The organism is Streptomyces sp. NPDC002787 (assembly GCF_053592095.1).
In genome coordinates this window covers 225823-238669 of record NZ_JBSFVC010000003.1, presented here as the reverse complement: position 1 = coordinate 238669, position 12847 = coordinate 225823, and the positions used below count along the sequence as shown (strand labels likewise).

The following is a 12847-nucleotide window of genomic DNA, read 5'->3' as shown; positions in this document are numbered from 1 at the left end:
GGCAGGACTGTCGGCGGAGCCAAGGCAGGTGGGTGGCCGGGCACGAAACGGCGACGCCGGTCGTTCAACCTCATGACAGCCATCGGTGCGGCGGCTCGGGCCCGTCGGTTGTTCGACCTCAGGGTGACCCCTAGGGAGACCGGCGGTTGATGCCCCCTACGGGCCCGTACGACTCGAGAGTGAGGCCGAGACAGCTCTGCGGGGTGACGACCGCGGCGGCCCGCGCCTCTAATGTCTGAATCGTGACTGTGATCGCGACCGAAAGCCTGAGCAAGCGGTTCCCGAGGGTGACCGCTCTTGACCGGCTCTCCGTGGACATCGGACCCGGTGTGACGGGACTTGTCGGTGCCAATGGCGCCGGCAAGTCCACACTGATCAAGATCCTTCTGGGTCTGTCCCCCGCATCGGAGGGCCGTGCCGAGGTGCTCGGCCTCGACGTCGCCACGGAGGGCGGCGCCATCCGCGAGCGCGTGGGGTACATGCCGGAGCACGACTGCCTGCCGCCCGACGTCTCGGCCACCGAGTTCGTCGTGCACATGGCCCGCATGTCAGGGCTCCCGCCGACCGCCGCACGCGAGCGCACCGCGGACACCCTGCGCCACGTAGGCCTGTACGAGGAGCGGTACCGCCCCATAGGCGGCTACTCCACGGGCATGAAGCAGCGGGTGAAACTCGCCCAGGCCCTGGTGCACGACCCGCAGCTTGTCTTCCTGGACGAGCCGACCAACGGCCTGGACCCGGTCGGCCGGGACGAGATGCTCGGCCTGATCCGCCGCATCCACACCGACTTCGGCATCTCCGTCCTGGTCACTTCCCACCTGCTCGGCGAGTTGGAGCGCACCTGCGACCACGTGGTCGTGGTCGACGGCGGCAAGCTCCTGCGCTCCAGCTCCACCAGGGACTTCACCCAGAGCACGGCGACTCTCGCGATCGAGGTCACCGACAGCGACGAGCATCCGGACGGCACCGGCGTGCTGCGCGAGGCGCTCCACGCGCGCGGGGTGACCGTCTCCGACGGCAGCGGTCTGCCGGGCGCCGGGCACATCCTGCTGCTCACCGCCCAGGGTGAGGAGACCTACGACCTGGTCCGCGACCTGGTCGCCGACCTGGGCCTGGGGCTGGTCCGTATGGAGCAGCGCAGGCACCACATCGCCGAGGTCTTCAAGGACGACGACGAACAGACGGGCACCATGAGCGCCCAGGACGCAGGGAAGGAGGCGGTCGGCCATGGCGGTTGAGCAGCACGGTGCACAGGCACCGGCCCTCGCCGGTGGACAGCCCGCGCGCGCGGGCGAACAGAGCCGCATCCACAACATCGGATACCGCTCCTACGACGGCCCTCGCCTGGGCCGTGCCTACGCCCGCCGCTCGCTGTTCTCGCAGTCCCTGCGCGGCGCGTACGGGCTGGGCCGCTCGGCCAAGTCCAAGGTGCTGCCCATGCTGCTCTTCGCGGTGATGTGCGTGCCGGCGGCCATTATGGTGGCGGTCGCGATCGCCACCCAGTCCCAGGGCCTGCCCGTCAAGGACCTGCCCGTCAAGTACACCGAGTACGCGGTCATCATGCAGGCCGTCATCGGCCTGTACGTCGCCTCCCAGGCACCGCAGGCCGTCTCGCGCGACCTGCGCTTCAAGACCGTCCCGCTGTACTTCTCGCGCCCGATCGAGACCGCCGACTACGTCCGCGCGAAGTTCGCGGCGCTGACCTCGGCGCTCTTCATCCTGACCGCGGTGCCCCTGCTCGTGCTCTATGTGGGCGCGTTGCTGGCCGAGTTCGACTTCACCGACCAGACCAAGGGATTGGCACAGGGACTGGTGTCCGTGGCGTTGCTGTCGCTCCTCTTCGCCGGTATCGGCCTGGTGATCTCGGCGGTCACCCCGCGGCGCGGCTTCGGCATCGCGGCCGTCATCGCCGTCCTGACCATCTCCTACGGCGCGGTGTCCGTCGTCCAGGCCATCGCCACCGAGCAGAACAGCTCGGACACGGTGCCCTGGCTCGGCTTCTTCTCGCCCATCACGCTCATCGACGGCGTGCAGACCGCCTTCCTGGGCGCCCCCTCCGCCTTCCCCGGCGGGCACGGGCCCTCCGACGGGCAGGGAGCCCTCTACGTCCTCGTCGTCCTGGGTCTCATCGCCGGCTCCTACGGCCTGCTGATGCGCCGCTACCGAAAGGTCGGGCTGTGACCACGCTCAACATCGACCACGTCTCACGCTGGTTCGGCAACGTGGTGGCGGTCAACGACGTCACGATGACGATCGGCCCCGGCGTCACCGGACTCCTCGGCCCGAACGGCGCAGGCAAGTCCACTCTCATCAACATGATGGGCGGCTTCCTGGCCCCTTCCACGGGCTCCGTCACCCTCGACGGCAAGCCGGTGTGGCGCAACGAGCAGATCTACAAGCACATCGGCATCGTCCCCGAGCGCGAGGCGATGTACGACTTCCTCTCCGGCCGCGAATTCGTCGTCGCGAACGCCGAATTGCACGGACTCGGCGCGAAGGCCGCCCAGCGGGCGCTCGCCACGGTGGAGATGGAGTACGCGCAGGACCGCAAGATCTCGACGTACTCCAAGGGCATGCGCCAGCGCGTGAAGATGGCCTCGGCGCTGGTCCACGAACCGTCGCTGCTCCTGCTGGACGAGCCGTTCAATGGCATGGATCCTCGCCAGCGCATGCAGCTGATGGACCTCCTGCGGCGGATGGGCGACGAGGGACGCACGGTGCTGTTCTCGTCCCACATCCTCGAAGAGGTCGAGCAGTTGGCGGCCCATATCGAAGTGATCGTCGCCGGACGGCACGCGGCGAGCGGCGACTTCCGGCGCATTCGCCGCCTGATGACCGACCGCCCGCACCGCTATCTGGTGCGTTCCAGCGACGACCGGGCCCTGGCCGCCGCGCTGATCGCCGACCCGTCGACCGCCGGGATCGAAGTGGACCTCGCGGAGGGCGCGTTGCGCGTTCAGGCTGTCGACTTCGGCCGGTTCACGGCCCTGTTGCCGAGGGTGGCACGGGACCACGGTATCCGTCTGCTCACGGTCTCGCCGTCGGACGAGTCCCTCGAGTCCGTCTTCTCGTATCTCGTCGCGGCGTAGGAGGCCGAAGATGTACGACCCCACAGTCGCCCGGCTCACCTACCGGGCCCTGCTCGGCCGCCGTCGGGCTCTTATCCTCAGCGCGCTGCCCGCCCTGCTCATCGTGATCTCCGTGGCCGTGCGCGCCCTGAGCGGCGCCGACGACCAGGTGGCCGCGGACCTCCTCGGCGGATTCGCGCTCGCCACGATGGTGCCGATCATCGGCGTCATCGCGGGAACGGGCGCGATCGGGCCGGAGATCGACGACGGCTCCGTGGTGTATCTGCTGGCCAAGCCGGTGAAGCGGCCGACGATCATCTTCACCAAGCTGATCGTGGCGATCGCGGTGACCATGGCCTTCTCGGCCATACCGACACTGCTCGCGGGCATCATCCTGAACGGCAACGGACAGCAGATCGCGGTCGCCTACACCGTGGCGGCGCTGGTCGCCTCGATCGCGTACGCCGCGATGTTCCTGCTCCTCGGGACGGTCACCCGGCACGCGGTCGTCTTCGGGCTCGTGTACGCGCTTGTCTGGGAGACCCTCTTCGGGTCCCTGGTGGACGGGGCGCGCACGCTCAGTGTCCAGCAGTGGGCGCTCGCCGTCGCCCAGAAGGTCACCGACGGCGGCCTCGTGACCTCCGAGGTCGGGCTGCCGACCGCGGTGATCCTGCTGACGGTCGTCACGGCGGGCGCGACCTGGTATGCGGGCCAGAAGCTGCGGACGCTGAAGCTGGCCGGCGAGGAGTGACCGCATCCTCCGGGGCCGCCGTCCCGGAGGACCACCTCTCTGGATCTTGACGGGGGCTTCACGCACGTCCAGGCAGACTGGGCAAGGCGGTATCGGCGGGGCATACGCGGCCAGGAAGGGCGGCCAGGAGGCGGGAGGAACGGGGATGGCAGCGGAGGTGTCGCCCGATGGGGGCGAGGCGCAGGACGGGGTGACCGACAGCGCGGCTGGGACGGGAGCGGGTGCCGCGTTTGGACCAGGTGCCGAAGGCGGAGCCGTAGACGCGGTGGGCGCCGACGGCACCGGAGCGGGCCTCGGGGCTGGCCCGGGCTCCGAGGGCGGCGCGGGCGTCAGGGGTGGATCCGGATCCATACCGGGGCCGACAGCCGGGGCCGAGAGCGCGGATGCCTGGGACGGCATCGTGCTGGACGAGGACTTCATACGGTCCGCCGAGACGGCCGAGCCGTCGGCGCGGGCCCGGATGCTCACGGCGCGCTGGCGGCAGCGGGCCCCCGATCCCCAGCCGTGGCGGTCGGACGAGCCGCCCGCCGGATGGTTCTTCAGCAAGGCGCGACGACGCAGGTGGCGCCCCCGGTGACTGTGTCGCCCGGCGGGCAGCGGTGCGGTGGATATTCGGTGGCGAGCAACTCGGCCGCCGGGCAGAGTGGTTGATGTCCAGGTCGCCGGGTCGAGCCGGCGCCATGTTCTGGGAGAGGAGCCCGGCGATGCTGTCCTTCAGGCGCAGTACGTCGAGTTCCCGGCAGGGCAGCCCACGGCGGGTTCCGGAGTAGTTACCCCTCCGTCGAGTCCGTCCCCCGAGTGGGGGGCTGCCCGGGGCGGCCGCTTCGAGCGCGCGAATCGCTTCGCGTGGGCCGCCCACCCGGAGGATTGGCCGAGTGGTAAGGCACCGGCTTGCTAAGCCGTGGTCGGGTTTGCCCGCGCACGTTCGAATCGTGCATCCTCCGCGTTTTCGCTGTCGCTGTGACCTGGCCGCGCTTCTGGGCTGGGGGTAAGTGCAGGGGGCTCCTGGGCTGTGCTGGGCATTGGGGCCTTGAAGGTGTACGGCGGTTTGTGCCGGCCAGGGGTGGGTTTCGCTTACCGGCGCTCGCAGGGTGCCGCTGCGCCCACCCGTGCCGCCTTAGCGGCACTGCCCGCAGCTAGGGGCGGCGGCGGGGGTGGCGGCCGTGAGGGGCCTCGGCCGACAGCGAATGCCCCGGCCGCGATCGGCCATCACAGCGCGCCGCCCGTCGGTATCGCCAGTCTCTACAGGACGTTGTCCCTCGGGGTCCTCGGGGTCCTCGGGGTCCTCGGGGTCCTCGGGGTCCTCGGGGTCCTCGGGGTCCTCGGAGTCCTTAGCGTGCTGCCCTCAGCATTTCGGCTTGTTTAGCGTGGGCTGTTCCTGGGGGTCCTCGGGTTCTTCGACACGGTGCCTCTCGGTACCACCGGCTCCCACTGCCCCCCCGCACTCAGGCGTCGTCCAGACGTCGTTGGAGTCGTCTGGCCCTGAGGGGCCTGGCCGAGGCTCCAGTCAGTGCCTGGCGAGCCCCGTGTTGAGCAGCCGTTCAAGGACCTCTGCGATGCCGTCGTTCTCGTTGGAGGAGGTCACTTCGTCGGCGATGGCCTTGAGGTCGGCGTGGGCGTTGGCCATGGCTACGCCGTGGGTGGACCAGGTGAACATGGGGATGTCGTTGGGCATGTCGCCGAAGGCGATGGTGTCGGTGCGCTTCGCGCCGAGGCGGCGGGCGGCGAGGGAGAGGCCGGTGGCCTTGGTGAGGCCGAGGGGGAGGAGTTCGACGATGCCCTCGCCGGCCATGGCGACCGTGACGAAGCCGCCGGCGGCCTGACGGGAGGCTTCGGTGAGTTCGTCGGAGTTCAGGGTGGGGTGCTGTATGTAGATCTTGTTCAGCGGGGCCACCCAGAGGTCGGACACGTCGGTGAGTGGGGTGGTGGGGAGCGAGCCGTGGAGGGCGTAGCCGGCGCCGACCAGTATCTCGCCGTCCAGGCCCGCGCGGCTGGCGGCCAGGTGCAGCGGGCCGACCTCCGCCTCGATCTTGGCGAGGGCCACCGCGGCGAGCTGGCGGTCCAGGGTGACGGCCGTGAGGAGACGGTGCTCTCCGGCGTGGTAGACCTGCGCCCCCTGGCCGCAGACGGCCAGTCCCCGGTAGCCGAGGTCGTCGAGGATGTGGCGGGTCCAGGGGACGGCCCGGCCGGTGACGACGATGTGGGCGGCGCCTGCAGCGGTGGCCGCGGCGAGTGCCTCACGCGTGCGCCGGGAGACCGACTCGTCGGAGCGCAGGAGCGTTCCGTCGAGGTCGGTCGCGATCAGCTTGTATGGGAAGCCCGAGGGGGCAGAGGGATCCGAGGGTTCCTTGGACCCCATGGTTTCCTCAGACCCCATGGGGCCCTCGGCGCCCTCGGTGGCAGCCGCTTCGGTCACTTGGCTACCGGCTCCAGCACCTCGCGGCCGCCCAGGTAGGGGCGCAGGATCTCGGGGACGCGGACGGAGCCGTCGGCCTGCTGGTGGTTCTCCAGGATCGCGACGATTGTGCGGGGGACGGCGCAGAGCGTGCCGTTCAGCGTGGCCAGTGGCTTGACCTGCTTGCCGTCACGGACACGGATCTGCAGGCGGCGCGACTGGAACTCCGTGCAGTCGGAGGTCGAGGTCAGCTCGCGGTACTTGCCCTGGGTCGGGATCCAGGCCTCGCAGTCGAACTTGCGGGAGGCCGAGGAGCCGAGGTCGGCGGAGGCGACGTCGATGACCCGGAAGGGCAGTTCGAGCGACGTCAGCCACTGCTTCTCCCAGTCGAGCAGGCGCTGGTGCTCGGCCTGCGAGTCCTCCGGAGCGACGTAGGAGAACATCTCGACCTTGTCGAACTGGTGGACGCGGAAGATGCCCCGGGTGTCCTTGCCGTGGGAGCCGGCCTCGCGGCGGAAGCACGGCGAGAAGCCCGCGTAGCGCAGGGGGAGGCGGTCGGCGTCGAGGATCTCGTCCATGTGGTACGCCGCCAGCGCGACCTCGGACGTGCCGACCAGGTACAGGTCGTCCTTGTCGAGGTGGTAGACGTCCTGGGCGGCCTGGCCCAGGAAGCCCGTGCCGGCCATCGACTGCGGGCGGACCAGCGCCGGGGTCAGCATCGGGGTGAAGCCGGCCGCGGTGGCCTGGGCCATCGCGGCGTTGACCAGGGCGAGTTCCAGGAGGGCGCCGACGCCGGTGAGGAAGTAGAAGCGCGAGCCGGAGACCTTGGCGCCGCGCTCGGTGTCGATGGCGCCGAGGATCGTGCCGAGCTCCAGGTGGTCCTTCGGTTCGAAGCCCTCGGCCGTGAAGTCGCGGATCTCGCCGTGCGTCTCCAGCGTGACGAAGTCCTCCTCGCCGCCGACGGGGACGTCGGGGTGGACGAGGTTGCCGAGCTGGAGGAGGAGCTCCTGGGTCTCCGTGTCGGCCGCGTCGCGCTCGGCGTCGGCGGCCTTGACGTCGGCCTTCAGCTGTTCGGCGCGCTTGAGCAGCTCGGCCTTCTCTTCGGCGGAGGCCTTGGGGATCAGCTTGCCGAGCGACTTCTGCTCGGCGCGGAGCTCATCGAAGCGGACGCCGGAGGACCTGCGCCGCTCGTCGGCAGACAGGAGGGAGTCGACGAGCGCGACGTCCTCTCCACGGGCACGCTGCGACGCGCGCACACGGTCGGGGTCCTCACGGAGCAGGCGAAGGTCAATCACCCCACAAGGCTACCGGTGTGTGGTTCCGGCCCACGACTCGAATTCGCTCTACGCCGCTCCTGAGGTGATTTGACCTGAATGTCGATCGCGGTGGTGGGGATCTCGGGCCGGTGAGCGGCGCCCGGTGAAAGTCAATGAATCGGGGGCTGAACCCCTGAAAGGAGGCATGGTTGTGGCACCTGGTTGACTCGACTCCCTTGTGTCGTACGGGACTTGGGGATCGGCTGTCCACAGGAGTCCGCAGTGCGGGAAAGTTATCCACAGGCTGTGCGAAAGATCTGTGGACTGTGCGGGAGATCGTCGGGAAGGGCGGGTGCCGACGTGAGGATTCCCGACTCAAACCGCCCTCACGCCCACGTTCGAGTGGTTTCGCGGGGAAATGGGTCGCCCTAAAGGATTGACCAGAGGAAACGCGTGGACGAAGGGTGACCTACGGGGTTGTGGACGCAGGGGGGCTCACGAAGGGGATTTGTCGACTGGGTGGCGCCGTGTTGTCGACTTGTCCCCAGGTCGAGAAGCCGCCCTGTGGATAACTTCTGTGGACAAAGAAAATAAGCAGGTAGGGTCGGCGGCAGGGCTGCCCCCGCAACGGACGGACCCTGGGAAGCGCCCGGCTTCCGGAACCGCCCCGCTCCAGGAAGCGCCCGGCTTCCGGAACCGCCCGATTCCCGGAACCACCCGATTCCCAGCACGGGTGGCCATGAAAATCGACGGCCCTCGCAGTCCACGACCTCTGGACCGACGGTCCTCGAACCAGCCGACCCTCGAAATCCACGGCCACCTGGAACCCGATGGCCCTCGACCAGCCGGTCCTTGAACCAGCCGGTCCTTGAACCAGCCGGTCCTAGAACCGGCCGTCCTGGCAGCGCGCCACCCAGTCCGATGCCGCCACGAACTCGGCGTCGGAGGTGCCCGGCAGAGTGGGCCGGATCTTCGCCGTGGTGGCATCCGCCCGCGGGTACGAACCGAGGAAGCGCACCTGGAGGCAGACCCGCTTGAGGCCCATCAGGGCCTCGGCCACCCGCCGGTCGGAGATGTGGCCCTCGGCATCGATGGCGAAGCAGTAGTTGCCGATGCCCTCGCCGGTCGGGCGGGACTGCAGCAGCATGAGGTTGACGCCCCGGACCGCGAACTCGCCGAGCAGGTCACGCAGTCCGCCGGGGTGGTCGTCGCGCTGCCAGATGACGACGGAGGTCTTGTCGACGCCGGTCGGGGCGGCGGGCCGGGCGGGACGGCCGACCAGGACGAACCGGGTCTGGGCGTTCTCCGCGTCGTGGATCTCGGTCTCCAGGGCCTCCAGGCCGTACCGCGAGGCCGCGAACTCTCCGGCGAAGGCTGCGTCGTAACGGCCCTCCTGGACGAGGCGGGCTCCGTCGGCGTTCGAGGCGGCGGACTCCCAGACGACGTCGGGCGGGAGGTTGGCCTTCATCCAGTTGCGGACCTGCGGCTGGGCGGCCGGATGCGCGGTGACCGTCTTGATCTCCGAGAGCTTGGTGCCCGGCCGGACCAGCAGCGCGAAGGTGATCGAGAGCAGCACCTCGCGGTAGATCATCAGCGGGGCACCGGCGACCAGCTCGTCGAGGGTGGTTGTGATGCCACCCTCCACGGAGTTCTCGATCGGGACGAACGCGGCCTCGGCCTCGCCGTTGCGGACGGCGTCGAGCGCGGCGGGCACGGACACCATCGGGACGAGCTCGCGGGTCGCGGACTCCGGCAGCGTGCGCAGGGCGACCTCGGTGAAGGTGCCCTCGGGGCCGAGGTACACGTAGCTGGCTGGCATGGACTCACCCTAGTGGGCCTCACGGGACCCCCGCGCACACATCCCACCGTCGGCGGGAACGGCTAGCCCTCCAGCAACGCCTGCCCCACGTACTCCCCCTTCGCCGCGCCCCCCGGTACCGCGAAGAGGCCGCTCGATTCGTGGCGGATGAACTTGGAGAGGGCGTCGCCGCGGTCGAGTTTGCGTTGGACGGTGACGAATCCGCGGAGGGGGTCGGCCTGCCAGCAGACGAACAGGAGGCCCGCGTCGGGGACGCCCTTCGCGTCGATGCCGTCGTGGAAGGAGAACGGGCGGCGGAGCATGGCCGCGCCGCCGTTCTGGTCGGGGCGGGTGATCCGGGCGTGCGCGTTGATCGGCACGAGGAGGTTGCCCTGGGAGTCGGTCTTCTCCAGGTCCATCGCGGTCGTCTCTGTCGCCTTCGGTCCCCCGCTCAGCGGTGCGCCGTCGGACTTACGGCGCCCGATGACGTCCTCCTGCTCCTTGTGCGAGAGCTGTTCCCAGTCGTCGAGGAGCATGCGGATGCGGCGTACGACGGCGTAGGAGCCGTTCGCCATCCACGCCGGGTCGCCGGAGGTGCCGGGTGAGGCGGACGCCGGGACGAAGATCCGCTCGTCGAAGTCGGACTCGGTCGGCTTCGGGTTGCGGGTGCCGTCGATCTGCCCCATGAGGTTGCGTGCCGTCATGGGGTGGGCCGTGGCGCCCGGCGAACGGTTGAAGCCGTTCATCTGCCAGCGCACCCGGGCCACGCCATCCGCGTCCTTCTGGATCGCGCGCAGGGCGTGGAAGGCGACGAGCGCGTCGTCGGCGCCGATCTGCACCCACAGGTCGCCGTTGCTGCGCGTCTTGTCAAGTTGGTCCGAGGAGAAGTCCGGCAGCGGGTCCAGGGAGTCCGGGCGCTGCTTCTCCAGGCCGGTACGGGCGAAGAAGCTGTGCCCGAAGCCGAAGGTCACCGTCAATGACGACGGCCCCGCGTCCCGGGCGATATCCGTGTCGTCCTGGGCTGCGGCCTCGCCCGCCATCAGCCGCCGGGCCGTGTCCGACCAGCGGCGCAGCAGGGCGGCGGCCTCCTTGCGACCCGCACCGGCGGCCAGGTCGAACGCGACGAGGTGGCCGCGGGCCTGGAGGGGGGTGGTGATCCCCGGCTGATGTTTCACGTGAAACATCACCTCCCCCGCGCCGAGGGAGGACAAGGGGGTGACGTTCCCGGCCGAGGACGAGGCGGAGGACGCTGCCGCATAACCGGCGGCGCCGCCGGCCGCCCCCAGTGCGAGGCCGGTGGCACCAGCGGTGCCGAGGAGGCGGCGACGCGAGATCGTTCCACCCGGGGATGCGGCGCCACCGCTTCGCTCCGCCTTCGCGAGGCCGGACGGCGAGTGGGCATCGTCCGTCGCCTCTCGCCCGGTTTTCCGAGCCCCTCCCGGGCCGGCGGAGCCGTCTTCGACGAGGTTGTGGTCAGCCATGGTGTGTTTCAGCCGATCTTCGCGTTCTTGCTGACGGTCACCTGGTCGATGTCAGATGTCCGTACGGTGATCTCGATCTTCCAGTCGCCCGCCATGGGGAGCTGGACGCCGTCCGCCGTCCAGTGGCCGGTGGTGACGCGGTCGGGGACGACGGGCAGGGGGCCGATCTTCTTGGCCTCCAGCGTGAAGGCGACCTGCACCTCGGGGACGTCGAAGGGCTTGCCGTCGGGGCGCTGCACATAGACGTGCATCTCGTTGGCGCCCACGCGCGCGGGGTCGATCTGCAGCCGCGCCACGCCCTGGCCGTTCTTGCCGCCCGTGTCGAACGACATGTCCAGTGCCAGCGCCCCTGCCGTCTCGTCCTCCTGCGTGACGGCCGCGCTGGCCGCCTTGGCCTCCTCCACCGTCCGCCCCGGCTCGGTGGCCGTCAGCACCGTCGTGACGGCGAGCAGTACGACGGCGACGCCCGCCTCCGCCAGCACCGACCGGCGCAGACCCGTACGCCCCGGATCGGCATCCCGCATCCGCCTCTCACGCGCGCTCGTCATCGCCGCCCGCTGCCGGGCGAGCTGGGCGGCCCGCTCGGAACCACCGTCGGAGGCAGATGAGGAACCGTCCTCCGTGGCGCCTTTCCTGCCTCCCTCCGCCGCCCGTTCGGCTCGGCCGCCCGTGGCATGCACGGGCGCGGGCTCCTTCTCCTCCGTCGCTTCCGCAGCCGCCGCGACCGGCGCCTCCGCCAGCTGCGCGGTCCACCGGCGTGAGATCCACGCGATGCCGACGAGTACGGCGACCAGGCCGATCTTCACGAGGAGGAGCTGCCCGTACGAGGTACCGGTCAGTGCGGACCAGGTGCCGACCTGGCGCCAGGACTGGTAGATCCCGGTCGCGGTCAGCACGAGCACGCTGCCGAACGCGACCCGCGAGAACCGTCGTACGGCCGCGGTCTCGATCTGGGCGTCGACGGGTGCCCGGAACAGTGCCACGAGCAGTGTCGCCAGGCCGCCCAGCCAGGCGGCGACCGCCAGCAGGTGCAGGACGTCCAGGGGCATGGAGATGCCCGTCTGGATGCCGGTCGAGGCGTGCTCGGCCATCGCCCAGCTCGCGGCGAGTCCGGCGGAGATCACGCCCCCACCGATGGCGAGCCCGAAGGTGAGGTCCCTGCGGAGGGCGTCGTCCTCGTCGTCCTCGTCGTCCTCGTCGTCCTGGTGGTCCCGGTCGGCCTCGGAGGTCTCGGCGGCCTCTCCGCCGACCTCCACCGGAGCCACGGCCTTGCTCTCCACCACCTCCTCGATCTCCCCGTCGTCCTCGATCTCCTTGCCCCGCCGCGCGTACGCGCCGAACAGCACCGCGATGAACAGTGCCGCGGCGGCGAGCAGCAGCAGGCGGGAGACGAGGGCGGCCCCCGTCTTCGTCTGGAGGACCTGGCCGAGGAGGTCCAGGTCGAAGACGTCGCCGAGTTTCCCGGAGCCGGTGTAGGAGCCGCGCAGGAGCAGCATCGCGAGGGTGGCGGTGGTCAGCGCGAGCCAGCCGGAGACCACGAGCCGCTGCACGGGCCGTACCCCCGCGCCGCGCTGCCAGCAGGCCAGGACGAAGGCGGCGCCGCCGACCAGCAGGATGAACCCGGCGTACGACAGGTAGCGCCCGAACCCGTAGAGACCGCCGACGATTCCGCCGCCGGCCGCCTGCTCGGGGACCGCGACCGTCGTCTTGGAGGGCGCCCCCACGGAGAAGGTGAAGGCGCCGGAGACGGGGTGGCTGTCCGCCGAGACGACCTGGTAGGTGACGGTGAACGTGCCGTCGGGCAGGCCAGAGTGCAGTTCGACGCCGTAGCTGTTGCCGCCCAGGTCGGTGACCTCGCCGGTGTCGGCCTCCTTGCCCTTGGGGTCGTACACGCGCACCGAGCCGTCGGACAACGCGACCTTCTCGGAGAACGTGAGCGACACCTGGGACGGGGCCTCCTGGACCACCGACCCCTGCTGTGGGTCGCTGCCGGTCAACGCGGCGTGCGCGGAGACAGGCCCGGCACCGGCGAGCAGCGCTCCGACGGTGGCGAACAACAGCAACAGCAACGGCCTCAACCGGCTCAACGGAGCTACCT

The 12847-nt window shown here is 70.2% G+C and carries 10 protein-coding genes and 1 tRNA gene; 6 read left to right on the top strand and 5 right to left on the bottom strand.

Annotation, left to right across the window (positions count from 1 at the left end; translation table 11 throughout):
- Window positions 1-248 precede the first annotated feature (248 nt).
- From ACWD26_RS05165 to ACWD26_RS05140, 6 genes are all read left to right on the top strand, one after another.
- On the top strand, window positions 249-1238 hold the full coding sequence (locus ACWD26_RS05165) for an ABC transporter ATP-binding protein (RefSeq protein WP_451266650.1): 990 nt from the start codon (window positions 249-251) through the stop codon (window positions 1236-1238).
- On the top strand, window positions 1228-2181 hold the full coding sequence (locus ACWD26_RS05160) for an ABC transporter permease subunit (RefSeq protein ID WP_451266331.1): 954 nt from the start codon (window positions 1228-1230) through the stop codon (window positions 2179-2181). The genes ACWD26_RS05165 and ACWD26_RS05160 overlap by 11 nt, the downstream gene beginning before the upstream one ends.
- Complete coding sequence (locus ACWD26_RS05155; protein WP_451266329.1) at window positions 2178-3089, top strand: ABC transporter ATP-binding protein; 912 nt, start codon at window positions 2178-2180, stop codon at window positions 3087-3089. The genes ACWD26_RS05160 and ACWD26_RS05155 overlap by 4 nt, the downstream gene beginning before the upstream one ends.
- Before the next feature lie 10 nt (window positions 3090-3099).
- On the top strand, window positions 3100-3819 hold the full coding sequence (locus ACWD26_RS05150) for an ABC transporter permease (RefSeq protein WP_451266327.1): 720 nt from the start codon (window positions 3100-3102) through the stop codon (window positions 3817-3819).
- A gap of 349 nt (window positions 3820-4168) precedes the next feature.
- Complete coding sequence (locus tag ACWD26_RS05145) at window positions 4169-4396, top strand: SGM_3592 family protein (protein ID WP_451266648.1); 228 nt, start codon at window positions 4169-4171, stop codon at window positions 4394-4396.
- Window positions 4397-4680: 284 nt separating this feature from the next.
- A tRNA-Ser gene (locus tag ACWD26_RS05140) sits at window positions 4681-4763 on the top strand.
- A gap of 563 nt (window positions 4764-5326) precedes the next feature.
- Here ACWD26_RS05140 and ACWD26_RS05135 read toward each other — a convergent pair.
- From ACWD26_RS05135 to ACWD26_RS05115, 5 genes are all read right to left on the bottom strand, one after another.
- Window positions 5327-6178, bottom strand: a complete 852-nt coding sequence (locus ACWD26_RS05135; RefSeq protein ID WP_451266646.1) for an HAD family hydrolase — start codon at window positions 6176-6178, stop codon at window positions 5327-5329.
- A 53-nt stretch (window positions 6179-6231) separates the two neighbouring features.
- Window positions 6232-7509 (bottom strand): serine--tRNA ligase, encoded by a 1278-nt coding sequence (gene serS / locus ACWD26_RS05130; RefSeq protein ID WP_451266325.1) that lies wholly within the window; start codon window positions 7507-7509, stop codon window positions 6232-6234.
- Window positions 7510-8353: 844 nt separating this feature from the next.
- Window positions 8354-9289 (bottom strand): prephenate dehydratase, encoded by a 936-nt coding sequence (gene pheA, locus ACWD26_RS05125; protein ID WP_451266323.1) that lies wholly within the window; start codon window positions 9287-9289, stop codon window positions 8354-8356.
- A gap of 62 nt (window positions 9290-9351) precedes the next feature.
- Window positions 9352-10749 carry an iron uptake transporter deferrochelatase/peroxidase subunit gene (efeB, locus tag ACWD26_RS05120; RefSeq protein WP_451266321.1) on the bottom strand — a complete coding sequence of 466 codons (1398 nt, stop codon included), beginning with the start codon at window positions 10747-10749 and terminating at the stop codon, window positions 9352-9354.
- Between the two features lie 8 nt (window positions 10750-10757).
- Entirely contained in the window at window positions 10758-12836 is a 2079-nt protein-coding gene (locus ACWD26_RS05115) for a copper resistance CopC/CopD family protein (protein WP_451266319.1), read from the bottom strand.
- Between the last annotated feature and the right edge of the window lie 11 nt (window positions 12837-12847).